The 18,931-nt window shown below is 64.1% G+C and carries 14 protein-coding genes; 2 read left to right on the forward strand and 12 right to left on the reverse strand.

The window, feature by feature from the left end; genetic code table 11:
• Positions 1 to 27: 27 nt before the first annotated feature.
• The 3 genes from hppD to ACF2JD_RS12030 form a co-directional block, all read right to left on the reverse strand.
• A complete protein-coding gene (gene hppD, locus ACF2JD_RS12020) occupies positions 28 to 1,161 on the reverse strand; it encodes a 4-hydroxyphenylpyruvate dioxygenase (protein ID WP_111911484.1) in 1,134 nt (377 codons plus the stop codon).
• A gap of 236 nt (positions 1,162 to 1,397) precedes the next feature.
• A complete protein-coding gene (locus tag ACF2JD_RS12025; RefSeq protein ID WP_440987484.1) occupies positions 1,398 to 2,048 on the reverse strand; it encodes a haloacid dehalogenase-like hydrolase in 651 nt (216 codons plus the stop codon).
• Entirely contained in the window at positions 2,045 to 2,689 is a 645-nt protein-coding gene (locus ACF2JD_RS12030) for a TIGR01621 family pseudouridine synthase (RefSeq protein ID WP_440987485.1), read from the reverse strand. The genes ACF2JD_RS12025 and ACF2JD_RS12030 overlap by 4 nt, the downstream gene beginning before the upstream one ends.
• Positions 2,690 to 2,776: 87 nt before the next feature.
• On the opposite strand from ACF2JD_RS12030, the gene ACF2JD_RS12035 reads away from it, so the two are divergent.
• Positions 2,777 to 4,369, forward strand: a complete 1,593-nt coding sequence (locus ACF2JD_RS12035; RefSeq protein ID WP_440987486.1) for an ABC transporter substrate-binding protein — start codon at positions 2,777 to 2,779, stop codon at positions 4,367 to 4,369.
• 97 nt (positions 4,370 to 4,466) lie between these two features.
• Here the strand turns inward: ACF2JD_RS12035 and ACF2JD_RS12040 are convergent, their stop codons facing one another.
• From ACF2JD_RS12040 to ACF2JD_RS12050, 3 genes are all read right to left on the reverse strand, one after another.
• On the reverse strand, positions 4,467 to 6,020 hold the full coding sequence (locus tag ACF2JD_RS12040) for a methyl-accepting chemotaxis protein (protein WP_213345050.1): 1,554 nt from the start codon (positions 6,018 to 6,020) through the stop codon (positions 4,467 to 4,469).
• A 121-nt stretch (positions 6,021 to 6,141) separates the two neighbouring features.
• Positions 6,142 to 7,800 carry a fatty acid--CoA ligase gene (locus ACF2JD_RS12045; RefSeq protein WP_411669737.1) on the reverse strand — a complete coding sequence of 553 codons (1,659 nt, stop codon included), beginning with the start codon at positions 7,798 to 7,800 and terminating at the stop codon, positions 6,142 to 6,144.
• A 60-nt stretch (positions 7,801 to 7,860) separates the two neighbouring features.
• On the reverse strand, positions 7,861 to 8,445 hold the full coding sequence (locus ACF2JD_RS12050) for an alpha/beta hydrolase (RefSeq protein ID WP_440987487.1): 585 nt from the start codon (positions 8,443 to 8,445) through the stop codon (positions 7,861 to 7,863).
• Positions 8,446 to 8,761: 316 nt separating this feature from the next.
• Between ACF2JD_RS12050 and ACF2JD_RS12055 the strand changes: the two genes are divergently transcribed.
• Complete coding sequence (locus ACF2JD_RS12055; RefSeq protein ID WP_106887921.1) at positions 8,762 to 9,814, forward strand: AraC family transcriptional regulator; 1,053 nt, start codon at positions 8,762 to 8,764, stop codon at positions 9,812 to 9,814.
• Between the two features lie 84 nt (positions 9,815 to 9,898).
• Here the strand turns inward: ACF2JD_RS12055 and ACF2JD_RS12060 are convergent, their stop codons facing one another.
• The 6 genes from ACF2JD_RS12060 to ACF2JD_RS12085 form a co-directional block, all read right to left on the reverse strand.
• Positions 9,899 to 12,415, reverse strand: a complete 2,517-nt coding sequence (locus ACF2JD_RS12060) for an MMPL family transporter (protein ID WP_440987488.1) — start codon at positions 12,413 to 12,415, stop codon at positions 9,899 to 9,901.
• A 60-nt stretch (positions 12,416 to 12,475) separates the two neighbouring features.
• Complete coding sequence (locus ACF2JD_RS12065) at positions 12,476 to 13,555, reverse strand: YCF48-related protein (RefSeq protein ID WP_440987489.1); 1,080 nt, start codon at positions 13,553 to 13,555, stop codon at positions 12,476 to 12,478.
• A 100-nt stretch (positions 13,556 to 13,655) separates the two neighbouring features.
• On the reverse strand, positions 13,656 to 15,014 hold the full coding sequence (locus tag ACF2JD_RS12070; RefSeq protein WP_440987490.1) for a DUF1329 domain-containing protein: 1,359 nt from the start codon (positions 15,012 to 15,014) through the stop codon (positions 13,656 to 13,658).
• A 33-nt stretch (positions 15,015 to 15,047) separates the two neighbouring features.
• Entirely contained in the window at positions 15,048 to 16,973 is a 1,926-nt protein-coding gene (locus ACF2JD_RS12075; protein ID WP_411649896.1) for a DUF1302 domain-containing protein, read from the reverse strand.
• 464 nt (positions 16,974 to 17,437) lie between these two features.
• Positions 17,438 to 18,067 carry a CoA transferase subunit B gene (locus ACF2JD_RS12080; protein ID WP_408849497.1) on the reverse strand — a complete coding sequence of 210 codons (630 nt, stop codon included), beginning with the start codon at positions 18,065 to 18,067 and terminating at the stop codon, positions 17,438 to 17,440.
• A gap of 94 nt (positions 18,068 to 18,161) precedes the next feature.
• Positions 18,162 to 18,863 carry a CoA transferase subunit A gene (locus tag ACF2JD_RS12085; RefSeq protein WP_408782001.1) on the reverse strand — a complete coding sequence of 234 codons (702 nt, stop codon included), beginning with the start codon at positions 18,861 to 18,863 and terminating at the stop codon, positions 18,162 to 18,164.
• Between the last annotated feature and the right edge of the window lie 68 nt (positions 18,864 to 18,931).

Consider the following 18,931-nt stretch of genomic DNA (forward strand, 5'->3'; position numbering starts at 1 on the left):
GATACCGACCGACGAGCTCGCATCCCGTTACGCATCGCTCGGCTCCCCCTTCTTCTCGCCCTGCTCGGCCCCGCTCAGCACCCCACGACGGATCTGATCCAGCTCAATGGATTCGAACAGTGCCTGGAAGTTGCCCTCGCCGAAGCCCTCGTTGCCCTTGCGCTGGATGATTTCGAAGAACACCGGGCCTATGACGGTGTCGGTGAAGATCTGTAGCAGGATGCCGTCCTTGGTGGGAGAGCCGTCGATCAGGATGCGCAGCGCCTTGAGCGCCTCCAGATCCTCCTGATGCCCCGCCACCCGGCTGTTCACCTTCTCATAGTAGGTGTCCGGGGTCGGCATAAAGCCGGTGCCGCGACCACGCAGGGTGCGGATGGTCTGGTAGATGTCGCTGGAGGCCAGGGCTATGTGCTGTATCCCCTCCCCCTTGTACTGGCGCAGGTACTCCTCTATCTGGGACTTGTCGTCGGAGGATTCATTGATGGGGATGCGGATCTTGCCGCAGGGGGCCGTCATGGCGCGGGAATGCAGCCCGGTCAGCTTGCCCTCGATGTCGAAGTAGCGAATTTCCCGGAAGTTACCGATCCGCTCGTAGAAATTGGACCAGAGGTCCATGTTGCCGCGATGAACGTTGTGGGTCAGGTGATCGATCTCATAGAGCCCCGCATCCACTTCGGCCATGCGCGCCTGCCAGTCGGGATAGAAGACAAAATCCACGTCGTAGATGGAGCCCTGCTCGCCGTAGCGGTCCACAAAGGAGAGGGTGCTCTCGCCTATGCCGTAGATGGCGGGGATGTTGAGCTCCATGGGCCCTATCTTGCCGACGAAGGGCTTGGCCCCCTTGGCGATGGCGTACTGCTGGGCACGGCCCGCGTCGCTCACCCGAAATGCCATGCCGCAGACGCTGGGCCCGTGCAGGCTGGCGAACTGCTCCGCCTGGGAGTGGGGCTCGGCGTTGACCACGAAGTTGATGTCCCCCTGGCGGTAGAGCCAGCACTGCTTGTGCTTGTGTCTGGCCACCTCGGCAAACCCGAGCGACACGAACAGCGCCTTGAGGGCGGCAATGCCCTTGAGATCCGGGGCAGTGTACTCGACGAATTCGAACCCGTCGGTGCCGAGGGGATTGATGCTGTGGGAAGGGGAAGAAGAGGTCGTCATGATGCGCTCCTTGCGATGGACTGATAACGAAACGGGTCACGCCGGTAAGGCTCGACAGGCAGCCCAGACGGCATTGTTAATAACTTGTTTCATTAGAGGCAGGGGCGGGGCAGAAGAGAAGAGGCGGGTTTCAGATAGTTTGGCGAGGACCGCCGTCAGAAGATGTAAATAGATTGTGACATTGCAGCCTGAGCCTTGCGGACAGCCCCACGGCGCTCCGCCGGGCTGTCAGCTTTGCCTTACAGGTGCCAGTTTTTCACCTCGAGATGGGGCTGGTGGGCCCTGGCCTGTTGCAACCTGCGGGCGCTCGGGTTGATGAGCCAGGCCTGCTGTCCCAGCGCCAGCAGCGGCAAGTCGTGCAGGCTGTCACTCAAGGCCAGCGTCACCCTGAGGGCGCGGATCTCGGGCAGGATCTTGTGCCGGCCGTGGCAATAAAAACGCGGCACCAGGCCACCGAGGCGATAGCGCATCCGCGAGCCTATGATGCGATGAGGAAGCCGTGGCAGTTGTCGATGGAGCTGGGCCCGGACCAAAGCCCGGGGGCTGGCGGAGATGACCCAGCAGCGCGCCCTCTCGGCCATCAGCAGGGAGCGGGCCTCCCGAAACAGCCCGGGCCGGGTGTGGCAATAGGCCCGCACCAGCTGGCGCCAACCCAGCGGCGAGAGCCCCAGGGTGATGGCCCACCAGATAAGCGAAATTCCCTGACGCCGCAGGCTGGGCACCAGATACACCAGGCCACCCAGTGCGATCACCGGCAGCAGCAGGAGCGGCCAGCGGCGCCGGCGCAGGATGAAGCGCAGCAGGCCGGCGTGGCTGTCCCCCGGCGCCAGGGTGTCGTCAAAGTCGGCCAGGATCCAGCCCGGGCCGGGCGCCCCACGGGTGCTTGTCATTCGCTCAATCCCGCGATGGCTGCGTGCAGCTCGGGCAGGAGGAACAGCTCCCCCTCATCCGGCGGGCAGACGAGATCGAAGGCCTCCCCTGCCAGGGTAAACTGCAGGCGCCAGGCGTGCAGGTAGCCGCGATCGGCGGCCGTGCCACCGTAGCGCTCGTCCCCGAGGATGGGGGCGCCAATGCTTTTCAAGGCGACCCGGATCTGGTGGGTCTTGCCGGTCTGGGGCTTGATGCGATAGAGCCGCAACCCCTCGCGCACCGGGCTGGAGTCAAACCAGCTGATGGCCGGGTTCTCCTGGGTGCGGGCCAGCATCCAGCTGCCGCCACGCCCTTTCTCCATGTCCCCCTTGATCCAGCCCTGCTTCTTCTTCGGCTTGCGATCCGAGAGGGCCAGATACTGCTTGCTCACCTCCCGGGCGGCAAAGGCCATGCTGAGTGCCCGGTTAGCCTCCGGGGTCCGCGCCAGCAGCACCAGCCCCGAGGTCATCTTGTCGAGGCGATGAACAGGGTAGAGTGTCAAGCCGGTCTCGGTGCGCAGCCGGTTGACGAGCCCGGGCTCACCGCCCTCGTCATGCATGCCAAGGCCTGGGCCCTTGTTGATCACCATGAAATCTTTGTGCTGCAACTGTATCCGGTACATCTATAACCCTTTAGAATGTGATTTGTTAACAAGTTGAATGCGGGCCTGCTGGCCACCCCATGGATCCTCAGCACAAGAATCGCACGGATGAAGAGATACTTGTTTTGGCTGCTATTGCTTGGCGCCAGTTACGCTTCCCCTGTCCTGGCAAGTGACCGTCCCCATGAGCCTCCGGATCGAGTCGTCTTGCAGTTGCGCTGGCTGCATCAACCCCAGTTCGTGGGCTATCACATGGCCAAGGCGAAGGGGTTCTATGCCGATGCCGGACTGGATGTCGAGATAAGACCGGGCGGCAAGGGGATAAGCCCGGTACAGGAAGTGCTGAGCGGGCGCGCCGACTTTGGCGTCGGCAACACAGAGGTGCTCACCAGCTACGTCAATGGCGAACCCCTGCTGGCGCTCGCCTGCGTCTATCAGCACTCCCCCTCCATCTTCCTCGCCCGTCGCGACAGCGGCATTCTCACCGTTGCGGACATGCGTGGCAAACGGATCATGATGTTTCCCGGCCATCAGGATGCCGAGCTGCTCGCCACCCTCTACTATCAGGGGCTGCACGAACGCCAGCTCATTCCTGTGCCCACCTCGGTCAACATAGACGATCTGATCACCGGCAAGATCGACATCTTCAACGCCTATCTCAGCAACGAGCCCTTCTATCTGGAGGAGCACGGCATCTCGGTCTCCGTCATCAATCCCCGCAATTACGGCATCGATTTTTACAGCGACATCCTGTTCACCACCCAGAACGAGGAGCGCACCAACCCTGAGCGGGTGGCAAAGTTTCGGGCCGCCAGCCTCAAGGGGTGGCGCTACGCCCTCGCCCACCCGACCGAGGCCATCGACCTGCTGCGCAAGGAGTATGCCGTCAACCGCAGTCAGGCCCACATGGAGTACGAGCTGCAGATGAGCAAGGAGATGATACAGCCGCTCTATGTGGAGATCGGGTATATGAATCCGGATCGCTTCGCCCACATCATGCAGCAGCTGGTCGAGATAGGCCTGGTCCCGAGGGCGGTGCCGCTGACCCGTTTTCTCTATCAGGCCCCCTCAGCGCAGTGGATCTTCTGGCGCCCCTGGTTCTTGCTGAGCCTGGGGGTCGGCGCCCTCATCCTGCTGCTCTCCCTCTATCTGCTGGTCAGCAACAAGCGGCTCAATCGGGAGGTGACACTGCGCAAGTTGCGCGAGCAGGAGATACTGCAGTTGGCCCGCATAGATCCCCTCACAGGCCTGCCCAATCGCCTTAGCCTGATGGAGCAGTTGAAGACGCAAGTGCAGCTCGAGGATCCCGGCTGCCTGCTGTTTTGCGATCTCGATGACTTCAAGCGCATCAATGACAACTTCGGCCACAGCCAGGGGGATGCCATCCTCTGCCAGCTGGCCAACCGGCTCCATGACGCCATCGGCCACCAGTGCTATTTTGCCCGGCTGGCGGGGGATGAATTCATCCTGCTGCTGCCCGGCTACAGCTGTGCCCAGGCGCAGGATGTGACCGAGGTGATCCGGCACGCCATGCGGGCCCCCTTCGTGGTCAATGGCCAGGCCATGCAGGTCGGGATCAGCATAGGGGTCAGCCACTACCAGAGTGGCTGGAGCCCGGATCAATGGCTCATCCAGGCGGACAGGGCCATGTACTGCGACAAGAGCGGCGGCTTCATTGCGCTGGCGGAGCAGACGAGCTGACGGCGCCCTAGGCACCACGGCTCCACAGGACGCGCTCATGCAACAAGGCCACCCCGGGGTGGCCTTGTTGTCATCTTGTGCCTGCTCGACGCGGGCGTCAGCCGAAGGTCTGCCCCAGGGATTTGAGCTGGCGCGCCTTGGTGAGCAGGATGTCGCTCGAGGCATCCATGTCGTGCATCTTGTTGCTGTTGGTGTGGGAGTGCTGGGAGATGGCGTTGACGTTTCGGCTGATGTCCTCCACCACCGCCTGCTGCTCCTCCGCCGCCGCCGAGATCTGGGTCGACAGATCCACCACCCGCTCTATCTCGGCCAGCACCTGATGCAGGCTCTGTGAGCCCTGCCGGGTCAGGGTCACGCAGGACTGGGTCTGCTCCAGGTTCTGCTGCATCATCCCCTTCCAGCCATTCAGGGTGCGCTGGATCTGCCCTATGCTGCCCTGGATCTGCTCGGTCGCCTTGTGGGTCCGGGTTGAGAGGGTGCGCACCTCGTCCGCCACCACGGCGAAACCGCGTCCCTGCTCTCCCGCCCGGGCTGCCTCTATGGCGGCATTGAGGGCCAGCAGATTGGTCTGATCCGCTATGCCCTGGATCTCGTTCATCAGGACTCCGATGCGATCCGACTCCTCCGCCAGCGCCACCGCCGCCGTGAAGGCGTGCTCCGCCTGGGTGGCCAGCTCGGTGACCCTGTGCTGGGTATCCTCCAGCTGCTGGTCGGTGTGCTGGCAATGTACCTTGGCCTGGGCAATCTGGTTGTCCGTCTCCTGGATGTTGCGGGCTATCTCGTGGGCCGTCGCCGCCATCTCCGTGATGGCGGTCGCCACCTGCTGGGTCTGGATGTCCTGCTCGGCGATGTCGGCGCTCGTCTCGCTGGAGGCGGTCTTGAGATGGACCGCCAGATCCTGCAGGGAGAGGGTGGCATCGTCCACCCGCCCGAGCACGGTGCGGATCCTGGCCTGCAGCAGCTTGATGTGGAAATCGGCGATGGCGCTGGGTTCATCCCCCGAGTAGATGAGCCGGGTCAGGCTGTCGTACTCCTCGCCCAGCTGGCTCAGGTAACGGGGGGTGGTGATGAGGGTGTGACGATAGAGGAGGCCGAGCCACAAGAGGGGCAGCAGCATGAACAGGGCCCCCAGGGGCCCCGTCAGATAGGCGCTCGCCGCCAGCATCAGCAGGAGCCCGGCGATGGCCAGCCCATGGCGGACGGGGCGCAGGCTCAGGCCCGCCTTGCGCTCCCCCCGCTCCACCGCCCGCAATCGCCCGTAAGTGCGGGCGGCGACGGCCTTCATCCCGGGCTCGGCCCGGTTGCGCACCGACTGATAGCCGCTTATCCGCCCCTGCTCGAAGATAGGGGTGACATAGGCATCCACCCAGTAGTAGCGACCATCCTTGCAGCGATTCTTCACCATGCCGCGCCAGGGCTTGCCCTGCTTCAGCTTGCCCCAGAGATCGGCGAAGGCCGCCTTGGGCATGTCGGGATGGCGCACCATGTTGTGGTGCTGGCCTATCATCTCTGCCCTGCTGTATCCCGCCACCCGGCAGAAGTGGTCATTGGCATAAGTAATGACCCCCTGCAGATCCGTGGTGGAAACCAACTGTTCACTGGACGGAAAATCCACCTCTTCATCAACGAGATGAATCTGGGTTCTGTTCATGGCGCACGCCTCTTGTGTGATAACTCAGTTATCGTAGTCAAGCCATGGCAGCCCGGCCAACAAGGCCCCTCAGACAGTAGGGATGACTGAGAGGCCGTCCCCTGGATCTATGACGGCGGCCTCACTTCTCCACCGCCGGATAGCATTCACGCTCCCGGATCAGCTTCTTGTTCACCTTGCCGACACTGGTCTTGGGGATCTCCTGCACTATGCGGATCTGGCGCGGTATGGCCCAGCGATTGATGCGACCACTGTCGACGAATCCCTGCAGGTGGGCCTTGATGTCCTGCGCATCCAGATGTGCCCCCTCCTTGCCGACCACCAGGGCCAGAGGGCGCTCCCCCCACTGCGGGTCCGGCACCCCGATCACGGCCACCGCATGGACGGAAGAGTGAGCGCTGATGAGACTCTCCAGCGCCAGGGAGCTTATCCACTCGCCCCCTGTCTTGATCACATCCTTGATGCGATCCTTGATCTCGACCGTGCCGTCCGGGGTGATGGAGGCCATGTCCCCCGTGTGCAGCCAGCCCCCCTCCCAGAGCTCGGCCCCCTTGCCCGGCTCTTTCAGGTAGCCCTGGGCCAGCCAGGGAGCACGCACCACTATCTCCCCCATGGTCTGACCATCGTGGGCCAGCGCCCGGCCCTGCTCATCGATGATGCGCAAGTCCACTAACCCGATGGGCTTGCCGGTACGGATCCGCAACGGCAGTTGCTCGGCCATGGGCAGCGCCAGCTCCTCGGGAGCCAGGTGCACCACGCACAGCAGCGGACAGGTCTCCGACATGCCGTAACCGGCGTGCACCAGTATCCCCTGTCGGTGGGCCTGGGTCGCCAGCCCGAGCGGCAGCGCACTGCCCCCCAGCAGCATCTTCCAGCCCGCAAGGGAGGTTTTTGCCGCCTCCTCGCAGTCGAGGATCATCTGCAATATGGTCGGCACGCAGTGGGAGAAGCTCACCCCCTCGTCGCGATAGAGCCGTACCAGCTTGTCCGGCTCGTAGCGCCCCGGATAGACCTGCTTCACCCCCAGCATGGTCGCCACATAGGGGACGCCCCAGGCATGAACGTGGAACATGGGGGTGATGGGCATGTAGACGTCGTCTGAGCAGAGCAGGGACTGGCCCGCATGGGCCGCCAGGGTGCCCAGTTCGTTGAGGGTATGCAGCACCAGCTGGCGGTGGCTGAAGTAGACCCCCTTGGGATCCCCAGTGGTGCCCGTGGTGTAGAACAGGGTCGCCACCGAATTCTCGTCAAAATCGGGGAAATCGAACTGGTCGTCCGCCCCGGCCAAGAGCGTCTCGTACTCTCCGAGCAGGGGCAGTGTGGTGGAAGGCAGCTCCCCATCGGTCAGCCGGATATAGCCGCGCACCGTGGGCAGCTTCTCCTGAATGCTCGCCAGCATGGGCAGGAAGTCGTCATGAGCCAGCACCAGATGATCCTCTGCGTGGTGCATGGTGAAGGCGATCTGCTCCGGCGAGAGGCGCACGTTCACCGTGTGCAGCACGGCGCCTATCATGGGCACGGCGAAGAAGCATTCGAGGGAGCGGTGGCTGTCCCAGTCCAGCAGGGCGACCGTGTCCCCCGGCCCTATGCCAGAGGCCGTCAGCAGGTTGGCGAGGCGGTGGATGCGCTGGTTGAGGGTGCGATAGTCATAGCGCAGCCGATCTGCGTAGACGATCTCCCGGCCCGGGTGCTGACGCACCCCGGACAGCAGCAGGCTCTTGATCAGCAAGGGATAGGCATGGGCTCCCTGGGCTGGCGGTATGATCCTTGTCTTCACCATACGGACTCCTTCCGATTCGTGTCTGGGCGCGGGGAAGCCTGTCTCCCCTCGCAATCTGGGTTAGCGGGCGTCAAGACGCCCGAGCAAGGCCTCGGCCTGTGGCCAGGGGCCAAATCCGCTCGCCGGGTTGAGGTGTCCCACGGCCCCGGCGTCCACCAGCTCGCTCCCCCAGTCCTGGGCCAGGGCACGCACGGCCGCCGGGCTCGCCAGGGGATCGTTGTGGCTCATCACCACCAGGCTCGGGAACGGCAGCTTCATGCGGGGCAACGGGTGCCAGCCTCCGGCCTTCATGGCCTCCGGGCTCGGGTAATGGGATGGCCAGCTGGCATCCAGATCCGGCGGCGTCACCAGCAGGGCGCCCCGGATGGGGTGGCGATGGCGAGCAGCGCCCTGCTGCGCCACCCAGTGAGCCAGCATCAACACCCCGGCACTGTGAGCCACCAGGATCACCGGGCCCTCGATATCGGCAAGGGCTTGCTCAATGGCATCGACCCTGGCCTGGCAGCTCAGCTTGTCCGAGGTCAAAGGCGGCACAGTCACCACCTTCTCAAGCCCCTCGGCGAGCAGGGTCTGCCAGTGATCCGCCACATGGTCACGCAGGCCGGGCACTATCAGTACTGTGGCCTCGGGCTGAAATGCCTTCATCTCTCTTCCCCTGTTCAGGCGCTCCGGCGACGGCCGGATGACATCAAGACCACAGTAAGGTGCCAGGCTCCCAACTGCTTTACCTTGGATGCCATGGAGTTGTCTTTATATGACAGCCACCTGGTGCCATGAACACCACGGAACAGGAGAGAGTCGGACTCGAAAGGCCATGAGACGGGCTGGCAGGCAGGGTCATCACATGGCACCTGCGACTAATAGATCAGTTAATAAGCACTTTCCAATTTGTAAACGAAATGATAAAAACCAGTTAACAACAAGCAACCAGCAGATGAGCTGTCGCCATGGGAATTGCATCATGACCCTCCTTGCCAGAGCCGCCACCCTCACCAACTATCTCGATGTCGCCCGCCAACTGGGCCTCAATACCCCCAGCCTGTTGTCGCAAGCCGGCCTCAGCGCCTCCATTCTGGATGTGCCCAATCAGCGCATTCCCGTCTCCACCATAGTCAACCTGCTCGAGCTGTCCGCCCGTACCGGGAACTGCCAGAGCCTGGGGCTGCGCATGGCGGAGCATCGCCAGCTGTCGGACTTTGGCGAGGTCAGCCTGCTGCTGAGCTATCAGCCCAACCTGCGCGAGGCCTTGCAGGTCATAGTGCAGTACATTCACCTGTTCAATAATGCCCTGGCCATCTTCATCGAAGAGGCGGGCAAGGCGGTGATCATTCGCGAGGAGATCATCACGGACGCCCCCATGCCCTCGCGCCAGGCCACCGAGCTCGCGGTCGGCGTCATGTATCGCTTCTGTGCGGCCCAGGTCGGGGTCGGCGCCAACTGGCACCCCATCAGCGTCAACTTCACCCATGACGCGCCGGCGGATCTCTCCATCCACAAGCGGCTGTTCGGCTGCAAGCTGGAGTTTGGCAGCGAGTTCAACGGCATCGTCTGCCAGGCCGCCGATCTGGACATTCCGAACCCCCTGGCCAACCAGGCCATGGCCCGTCATGCCCGCCAGTACCTCGACACCCTGCTGGTAGAGACCCAGCAATCCCTGATGACAGACGTGCGCAAGGCCATCTACCTGCTGCTGCCCATGGGGCGCGCCACCATAGAGCAGATAGCCCGCACCCTGGGGATGAATGTACGCACCCTGCAGCGCCATCTGGAAGAGAGCGGCGCCACCTTCAGCGAGCTGGTCAACGACGTTCGCCGGGATCTGGTGATGCGCTACCTGCAAAACTCCGGCTATTCGCTGGGCCACATCGCCGACATGCTGGGCTACTCCATGCCGAGCTCCTTCACCCGCTGGTTCAGCGCCCAGTTCGGCATGCCGCCGGCCACCTGGCGCTCCCGCCACAAGGGCGTGCCCAAGGTGGCCCAGCCCGCACGCGCCGGCCTCGCCTACGGTTGAATACAGGCGCCATTCGCCAGACGAGAGAAGGGAGGCATGACGCCTCCCTTCTCTTTTTTTCGTTTCCGTGTGTGGCGGCTCTGGCTAACTGACGTCGGCCCCCACCGGGGTCCGGCAGGGCTTGCCCCCCTCTTTGGCATCCCCCTCCTGCCGCTCCCGCGCCTGGGCAGGCACGGCCCCAGTCCCGGAGAGCAGGAAGTAGGAGAGCGCCGGCACCCCTATCAGAGCCCCCAGCATGTTCCACAGGAACATGAAGGTGAGCAGTATGCCCATGTCGGCCTGGAACTTGATCGGGGACCAGACCCAGGCCACCACACCGGCGGCCAGGGTGATGCCCACCAGCCCTACCACCCGGCCGGTGAAGGCCACGGCCTGGCGATAGGCATCCACCAGTGACATGCCCTGGCGCTGATGGTGCAGCTGCACGCTCAGCAGGTAGAGGGCGTAGTCCACCCCTATGCCGACCCCCAGCGCAATCACCGGCAGGGTCGCCACCTTGACGCCTATGCCCATGAATACCATCAGCGCCTCGCACAGCACAGAGGTGAGCATCAGGGGCACCAGCGCCACCACGGTCGCCCGCCAGCTGCGGAAGGTGATGAGGCAGAACAGGGTCACCGCCAGATAGACGTAGAGCAGCATGGTGCGGTTGGCCTCGTGCACCACCATGTTGGTGGCAGCCTCTATGCCGGCACTGCCTGCGGCCAGCAGGAACTGGCGATCCGCCGTGCTGTTCTCCCGGGCAAACCGCTCGGCGATGGCCACCACGCCGCTCAGGGTCTCGGCCTTGTGATCTTTCAAGTAGGCGATCACCGGCATCAGGGAGCAGTCGGTGTTGAAGAGCTCAGGGCTGTTGACCGAGGCCTGCTGGGCGGCATAGTTCAGCACGTTCTGGTTGCGCTGGATGCTGGCGAGCTTGGGGTTGCCCTCATAGGTGCCGGCGGTGATCTGGCGCACCGCATTGACCAGGGAGCTGGTGGCCTGCACCCCGGGATGCTGCTGCAACTCCCACCCCAGGCGATCGGCCAGGATCAGGGTCTGGTAGTCTAGGCACCCCTCGGGCGCCGTCTTGATCATCACCGCAAAGAGATCGCTGGAGAGGGCGTAGTGGCTGGTGATGTAGGCGTTGTCCCTGTTGTAGCGCGAATCCGCGCGAAGCTCGGGGGCGCCGCTGTCCAGATCGCCAATCTTGAGCTGCAGGCTCACCAGGTAGCCGCCTATGCCCATCGCCAGGCCGAGGATCACCACCACTGTGGCCCACTTGCGCTCGGTGCAGCGATCCAGCAGTGCCCAGAGTCTGCCGAAGCCCTGATTGGCGGCGGCGTGGGTGTCTATCTTGAGCGCTCGCTCGGCCGCCTTGCGGCCCACCCCCACATAGGAGAGGGCCACCGGCATCAGCAGCAGCGAGGTGAAGATGAGCACCGCCACCCCTATGCTGGCGGTGATGGCGAGATCCTGGATGACGGGGATGTCGATCAGCATCAGCACGGCGAAGCCCACCGCATCGGCCAGCAGCGCCGTGACCCCGGCGAGGAAGAGGCGGCGGAAGGTATAGCGCGCCGCTATCTGGCGGTGGGTGCCGCGGGCGATGTCCTGCATGATGCCGTTCATCTTCTGGGCCGCGTGGGAGACCCCGATGGCGAAGATGAGGAAGGGCACCAGCACAGAGTAAGGATCGATGGCGTAGCCGAGCCAGGCGATGATGCCGAGCTGCCAGATCACGGCGACCAGGGAGCAACCCACCACCAGCAGGGTGCTGCGCACGCAGCGGGTGTAGAGGAAGATGATGAGGAGCGAGGTCGCCACCGCCAGGGCGAAGAAGAGGATCACCTGGATGAGGCCGTCGATGAGATCGCCGACCAGCTTGGCAAAGCCGATCACCCGGATCTTGTACTGGCCCGTCCCCTCCTCCCCCGCCTGATGGGGGGCGCCTGCGAACTCTATCTGGCTGCGCAGCGCCTCGATGCGCTGGGAGAAGTCATGGTAATTGAGGGGCTTGCCGGTGACAGAGGCCTTGTCCAGCAGGGGCACTATCAGCATGCTGGACTTGAAATCGCTCGCCACCAGACTGCCGACTATGCCGGCTCTGTTGATGTTCTGGCGCAGCTGCTCGATGTCAGAGGCCGAACCCTGATAGGCATCCGGCATCACGGGCCCGCCCTGGAAGCCCTCCTCGGTCACCTCGGTCCAGCGCACCGCCGGACTCCAGAGGGACTTCATCCAGGCCCTGTCTACCCCTTCGGTCAGGAACAGCTCGTCATTGACCCGCTTGAGGACGCTTAGATAGTCGGGGTCGAAGATGTCTCCCCGGGTATTCTCCACCACCACTCGCACCGAGTTGCCGAGGCCACGCAGGGAGTCCCGGTTCTCCAGGAAGTTTTTGATGTAGGGCTGGCTCTGGGGGATCATCTTCTCGAAGCTGGGCGCCAGCGCCAGGCGGGTCGCGCCCATGTAGCCAAGCACCAGGGTCGCCAGCGTCATCGCCAGCATGAAGAGCGCCCTGTGGTTGAACACCAGCCGCTCCAGCAGGTTGCCGGAGTGCCTGTCGAACGCGCTCAGCTCGCGGATCACCGGCATCGAATCTTGCTTCACATGGCCCATGTCTGGATCCTCGTTATCGTTATTGGGCCGTCATCCGGTGACGGCCTGCGTTGAGACACCTTATTTGACCACCGTCAGGGTGCGCACCCCTCGGCTGCCCACCAGCGCCAGGGTGCCATCTGCGGTCAGGGCGGCGCCCGCCACCGGCGATGGCTCGGCCAAGGGGGCCAGGGTCAGCGGCGCGTTGCCCCGTTGCAGCAGCATATGGCCGGCCTGGGTAAACAGACGGAACTGGCCATCGGCCCCCTGCATAGCAGCGCTGATGCTGATGGGCAGCGGGCTCACGAGCCGGGTCCAGTTTTCGCCTCCGTCCGTGCTGCGATAGACATGGCCCCGCAGGCCATAGACGATCACCTCATCCGGGCGGCCGATAAGGCCGAAGAAGCTGCCGTCATAGGGGCTGGGCAGTGAGACGAAGCGCTGCGTCTGCGGCTCCCATTTGCGCAGCAGACCCTGCTCGCCCACCAGATAGAGGGCGTCACCGGCCCGGGTGATGGCATTGAGATGGAGCCCATCCGGGTTGTCGGTGCGATCCTGCATGGGCGTCCAGTGCAGGCCGCCATCCTGGGTGCGCAGTATCAGGTTGAAGACCCCGACCACGTAGCCCACCTTGTCGTCCTCAAACCAGACGTCGAGCAGGGGTTTGTCGGCCCCCTCCTCCACCAGGCGCTGGCCTTCTTCCACCAGCGCGGCCCACTGTTCGTTGTCCGGCTCGGCACGGGCCTTGGCGGCATAGAAGGTACTCACCAGCCCGCCAATCTGGCGGCCATCCAGCTGTTTTTGCCAGCTGGCGCCACCATCCTGGCTGTGCAGCACCACCCCATCCCCCCCCACGGCCCAACCCTGCTCGGGAGTGGGGAAGGTGACGGCGTTCAGATCCGAGCTCACCGGCACCCTGGCCTGCTGCCAGCGCCCTCCCTCGTCGTCGGAATAGAGGATGTGACCCCGCTGCCCCACCGCCACCAGCCGCGACCCGGCACGGGCCAGATCCAGCAGGGGGCTGCGTTGGGCCAGGGCGCTCGCCTTGGCCGGCAGGTCCAGCACGTCCACATAATCGGTCGCCTGCCCGGCTGTCACCCCTGCGCTTTGCATCAGCAGGGCGCAGCAGATCAATGGCGCCAACGTCTTGAATGAACCCATACCACGTCCTTGTCTCAGAGGGCGGCGGGATGCCAAAAGGCGCCCGACGCCAACATCGAGGAGTCCGGTTCATCAATGACGAACCGGACTCCTGTTACGGCTAGCGGATCCCGGCGCCAGCCAGGGACTCCGGCGACCACTTCGCCTTGGACAGGGAGGCACCGTACTTGATGCCGCCGTAGGGGCCCACCACACCATTGATGTTGTAGGTGCCCGCCACCAGGTCATAGATCATGAAGGGGGTGGCGTCCGGAGTCTGCTTGTCGTAGCTCTGGCTCAGGAAGGCGAAGGAGCCGCGATAGAGCTGACCACGGGCGTCGTACTGATCTGAGGCCAGCGCCACCCAGCTGTCTTCGTCCAGGTAGAAGCGGCGTTTGGCGTAGATGTGGCGCTCACCGGCCTTGAGGTTGCCCTCCACCACCCAGACCCTGTGCTTCTCCCAGCGCACGTGATCCGGTGACAGGAAGTTGGGGGTGGTCAGCGCCCTGGCATCGGGCTGATAGGTCAGCCGATAGGTGTTGTAGGGGACTATCATTTCCTGCTTGCCCACCAGCTTCCAGTCGAATCTGTCCAGCGCCCCGTTGAAGACGAAGACATCGTCATAGGTGCCCGCCCCCGAGGTGCCCGGGTTCGGGGTATCGTAGGCCAGGTTGGGTGCCAGCTTGACCCGGCGCTGCCCCGGCAGGTACTGCCAGGCCTTGCGCGGCTGCTCCAGGGGGTTGGCGGCATCGCGCAGCATGATGGCCTCGCCGGCGCGGCGGGCCGGGCCCGTGTAATGGAGCTTCATCTGGTAGTAGGTATCCTTGGCCAAGATGGGCTTATTCATGTCCTCGTAGATGGCGTAGTTGATGAAGGCCTGCCCCGTGGTGGAGAGGGCCGCCGTGCCGGCGGCGTCCACGTTCCAGGAGTCGTACTTGGTGGCGATGTTCACCCCCTGGTAGCGCAGCAGGAAGTTCCACATCGCCTCGGCCCCGCTCTTGGGGATGGGGAAGGGAATGCCCGGCAGCACCTTGTCCACCGCCATGCCCCCCGCCAGGGTGGTGGCGCTGAGCGCGTTCTTCCTGGTGTTGTCCAGCACCGCCTGTGGCAGCGCCACGCTGCGGTGGGTCGGGTAGAGGTCCACCCTGAAGTCCGGGAAGCGCTTGAGCAGCTCCGCCGTGGTGGCGGTCAGCGCCCCCTGGTATTGGGCCGCATTCTTGCCGGTGATGACCAAAAGCGGCTGCTCACCCGCATAGGGATCCGGGCGCATGCTGTCACCGGCCTTGAAGCCGGCGGGGGGCGTGGTCAGGCCCCCGCTGTAGGCGGGGATGCTGCCATCGGCATTGGCGGCCGCTTCGGCGCCCACCTGGGTCAGACTGGTGCCCAGCTGTGCGGCTTCGCTGCTGGAGACGGCGGCCAGTGCCTGGCCCGCGAGGGCCAGGGTGAGAGAGGCGGCCAGCATGGTCTTGTTGAATGTCATATCTCGTTCTCCGACTCGGTCGCTTGAGGTGACTCAGTAAGTGGTCTTCAGGGTCAGGTAGATGGCGCCTCTGTCTTCCGTGGTGGCACCGCCACCGGAGAAGGAGGCGTAACCACCGGCATAACAGGTGTTGCGCTGGGCCCCATCGAGGGCATTGGGGGTGGCGCCGTCCTCGGCACCGTCATTGCACTCGGCAGACTTGCCAAAGGAGTCCACGTATTTCAGATCGACGAAGTACTGGTTGTAGAGGGTGGCGCCTAGCCCCACCGCATAGCTGCCGGTGTCTTTCGCCCCACCCGCCTGGACCGGGGAGATGCCCGCCAGCCCCCAGTTCACCGAGAGCGGCATATTCATGTCGACCCCCGGCAGGACCTGATACCAGGTCGGGGTGAAGTTGACCGCCAGCCCCCAGTTGTCCCGGGTAGGCTTGTCGATGCCCTGATAGCTATCTTCTCCCTTGTAGAGCGCCTTGTTGTGGTCATCCAGGCTCAGCAGGTTGCTGTAGTAGAGCTCCCCGAGCAGGGCGGCGCCGTCGAACAGCGCCGTGTCCGCGAAGGTCATCAGACCGTTGAGGGTCCAGTGCAGGGTATCGCCGGTGGCGCTGTAGCCATCGGAGCCATCGGTGATCACCCCGGTGTCCGGATGACGAGGGCCGAGCACGGGCGCCGGGATCCCGAAGCCGTTGGCCAGTCCCCCGGGACCCGTGGCACTGAGCAGGGCCGGGATGCTGGAGAGGGGCATGTGCTGGCGATAGTTGAGGTCGCTGCCGACGCTCACCCCGGCCACATCCTTGGAGAGGCTGAGGCCAAAGATGTCGATATCGTCGCCATAGGCCAGGGCGTAGCTGGTGTTGGCGATGGACTGGCGCAGGTTGGGCACGGCCCCGGCCGGCAGGGGCGCCGCCCCGCGAATGGTCATGCCACGGGCATCGAGCACCGCCTGGGGCAGGATGTCGGCGGTACGGCGATAGAAGGCCCCCAGGGTCGCATCCAGCGCCTCGGGGGACCACTTGGCCATGATGCCCCAGTCGCCGTGCTTGCCCGGCTCCAGGTCATCCCCCCGGCGAATGTTGCTGAGGGTGCCGCTCGGTCCGGCCAGCCCTGGCCCGCCGGTGTGACCCAGCAGGAAGGACTGGGCACCGAAGCCCACCAGATCGGAGCTGCCGTAATAGGTGCCGGCTTCCGGCAGCCGGGCGGCGTTCCAGTCCAGGAAGTACTGGGCGGCGAAGGTCCACTCCGGGTTCAGGGTAAAGGAGGCGGAGATCTGGTTGCGGGGCACAAACAGCTCTTTCGCTTCCGTCCCCGGGGATGCCGCGAGCTTCGCGAGATCCAGGCCGGACTGGCCATAGCTGAGGGCGTGCACCGGGCTCAGCAGGGTTTCCCCCCAGAAGATGTTGTGCTGGCCTATCTTGACCCCGAGCAGAGATTCGTCGCCCACCTCCATGTTGTGGAACACGAAGGCATCGAGCAGCTCGCCGGAGGGGCCATGGTAGTAGCGATCCGCATAGTCGCTCAGGTGACGGTTGCCCGCCACCGGGGGCAGCCCGACGATGCCGGAGCTGGCGCTGTTGCCGTTGATGAAGGGGTTCTCGTCAGCGCCGACGTCGCGGTAGGCATAGTCATACCAGCTGGCGGCGCTGATGCGAAAGCCGGTGTTGCCCTTGTTCACCACATCCAGCTCGGTCAAGAGATCGAAGCGGGTGGTGACGGTGTCGCCGGCATCCTTGAAGTTGTAGTCCCCGTCGTTGTTGTTCGGGGTGGCAAGCATCCGCGCATCGGCACTCTCGGTGCGCATGCCGTAGTTGAACTTGCCGGTGTTGTCGAAGCGAACGGACCAGTCTTCACTCTGGGTGTCGACTTCGACCGCCTGAACGCTGGGCATGAGGACGGCCGCGATGGCCGTCGCCAGCAGGCTGAGGCGCAGGGCACCGCAACCATGACTCGTGTGCTTGTAATCCATTACAGTCTCTCCGAGTGTTGTCGTCGTTTTGTTATTTTTGTTGCCGTTTCCGTTGGCTTTTTTATGGCGCTGACCGGGGCGTTTCGCCGGATTTGGCAAGCTGGCCATTGGCCGGCTGCCTCCCCCGTGTTTCGCTTGTCCGAGTGCGCTCTGTGTTCTTAGTGCCGACTGTAAGGCCTAGCTCCAGGGGCGCGCTTGCCATTGAACGTCAGTCACTTTTCATTTGGTGACAGCGGCTGCATCCCACGGCTGGCGCGGGATTCGCTCGTCGACGACCGGCCCCATACAGCCCTTGTTCAGCTGAGAACAGTGATCCGGGCGACAGAAAAGCCGCGAAGGGAACAGGAGATGGAGACAAGCGGGAGGCGACGGGTTTGTGCAGGATAGCCAAGGGGCAAGAGACGTAGATGGCGAGAAAAAATAGCGGGGAGTAGGCGAGCGCCCTCCCCGTGGATGGCTAAGCGTCAGCGCGCTATGGCGCAGCCGGTGGCGGCTTGCAGCGCCTCGAACTCGATGCCGGGGGCCAGCTCCACCAGGCGAAGGCCCCCGGGGGTCACGTCCAGCACGGCGAGATCGCTGATGATGCGATCCACCACCCCGACCCCGGTCAGCGGCAGGGAGCACCACTCCAGTATCTTGTGCTCCCCCCCCTTGGCGCAGTGCTCCATCAGCACCACCACCCGCTTGACCCCGGCCACCAGATCCATGGCCCCCCCCATGCCTTTGACCATCTTGCCCGGGATCATCCAGTTCGCGAGATCGCCGCGCTCGGAGACCTGCATGGCCCCGAGCAGGGCCAGGTTGATGTGGCCGCCGCGGATCATGGCAAAACTCTCGGCGCTGTCGAAGAAGCTGCTGCCGGGCAGTGTGGTGATGGTCTGCTTGCCGGCGTTGATGAGATCCGGGTCCAGCTCCTCTTCACTCGGGAAGGGGCCTATGCCGAGCAGGCCGTTCTCGCTCTGCAGCCACACCTCCATGCCGTCCGGGATATAGTTGGCCACCAGGGTCGGCAGGCCGATCCCCAGGTTGACGTAGAAGCCGTCCTGCAGCTCCTTTGCGGCGCGCTGCGCCATCTCTTCACGGGTCCAGGCCATGATTTAGTTCCTCGCTGCGCACGGTTGGAAAAAGAAAGCCAATAGAAGCTCCAGGGGGATGTACTGCGCCAACTCTTCACGGGTCCAGAGCATGTCAGTTTTTCTCCATGACGGTGCGCACTTCGATGCGTTTCTCGGGGTTGGGGTTCAAGACCAGCCGCTGCACATAGATGCCGGGCAGGTGAATGTCGTCCGGGGCCAGCTCCCCCACCTCGACTATCTCCTCCACCTCGGCCACGCAGACCCGCCCCGCCTTGGCACAGAGCGGGTTGAAGTTGCGGGCCGTCTTGTTGAACATCAGGTTGCCCGCCTTGTCGGCCTTGGCGCCCTTGATCAGCGCGATGTCGGCGGTCAGGGCGAGCTCCATCACATACCACTCGCCGTCGAACTGGCGGGTCTCCTTGCCCTCGGCGATGAGCGTCCCGTAACCGGTGCGGGTGAAGAAGGCGGGGATGCCGGCGCCGCCGGCCCTCAGCTTCTCGGCGAGCGTCCCCTGGGGGGTGAACTCAAGCTCAAGTTCCCCCGCGAGGTACTGGCGCTCGAACTCCTTGTTGCCCCCCACGTAGGAGGAGATCATCTTCTTTATCTGGCGGCTGTGGAGCAGCGGCCCCAACCCGAAGTCATCCACCCCGCAGTTGTTGCTGATGATGGTGAAGCCGCCCTTGCCGCTCCCCTTCAGCGCCTCGATGAGCCGCTCGGGGATGCCGCACAGGCCGAAGCCCCCCGAGGCTATGGTGATGTCGTCCTGCACCAGGCCGCTCAGGGCGGCCTGGGCGCTGGGATAAACCTTGTTCATAACTACCTCTCTGCTCTCTGGCTAGTCCGTTGGCCACAGGGGCGCATTCGTTTTATGGCTGTTTTTTT

It is taken from the genome of Aeromonas ichthyocola (assembly GCF_046087985.1).
GTDB classification, from domain to species: Bacteria; Pseudomonadota; Gammaproteobacteria; order Enterobacterales; family Aeromonadaceae; genus Aeromonas; species Aeromonas rivipollensis.

Excerpts from the sequence above, each read along its gene's own strand:
- ACF2JD_RS12055 (WP_106887921.1), top strand. The coding sequence starts at position 8,762 with ATGACCCTCCTTGCCAGAGCCGCCACCCTCACCAACTATCTCGATGTC.
- ACF2JD_RS12050 (WP_440987487.1), bottom strand. The coding sequence starts at position 8,445 with ATGAAGGCATTTCAGCCCGAGGCCACAGTACTGATAGTGCCCGGCCTG.
- ACF2JD_RS12045 (WP_411669737.1), bottom strand. The coding sequence starts at position 7,800 with ATGGTGAAGACAAGGATCATACCGCCAGCCCAGGGAGCCCATGCCTAT.
- ACF2JD_RS12065 (WP_440987489.1), bottom strand. The coding sequence starts at position 13,555 with ATGGGTTCATTCAAGACGTTGGCGCCATTGATCTGCTGCGCCCTGCTG.
- ACF2JD_RS12060 (WP_440987488.1), bottom strand. The coding sequence starts at position 12,415 with ATGGGCCATGTGAAGCAAGATTCGATGCCGGTGATCCGCGAGCTGAGC.
- ACF2JD_RS12030 (WP_440987485.1), bottom strand. The coding sequence starts at position 2,689 with ATGTACCGGATACAGTTGCAGCACAAAGATTTCATGGTGATCAACAAG.
- ACF2JD_RS12025 (WP_440987484.1), bottom strand. The coding sequence starts at position 2,048 with ATGACAAGCACCCGTGGGGCGCCCGGCCCGGGCTGGATCCTGGCCGAC.
- ACF2JD_RS12035 (WP_440987486.1), top strand. The coding sequence starts at position 2,777 with ATGAAGAGATACTTGTTTTGGCTGCTATTGCTTGGCGCCAGTTACGCT.
- ACF2JD_RS12075 (WP_411649896.1), bottom strand. The coding sequence starts at position 16,973 with ATGGATTACAAGCACACGAGTCATGGTTGCGGTGCCCTGCGCCTCAGC.
- ACF2JD_RS12070 (WP_440987490.1), bottom strand. The coding sequence starts at position 15,014 with ATGACATTCAACAAGACCATGCTGGCCGCCTCTCTCACCCTGGCCCTC.
- ACF2JD_RS12040 (WP_213345050.1), bottom strand. The coding sequence starts at position 6,020 with ATGAACAGAACCCAGATTCATCTCGTTGATGAAGAGGTGGATTTTCCG.
- ACF2JD_RS12080 (WP_408849497.1), bottom strand. The coding sequence starts at position 18,067 with ATGGCCTGGACCCGTGAAGAGATGGCGCAGCGCGCCGCAAAGGAGCTG.
- ACF2JD_RS12085 (WP_408782001.1), bottom strand. The coding sequence starts at position 18,863 with ATGAACAAGGTTTATCCCAGCGCCCAGGCCGCCCTGAGCGGCCTGGTG.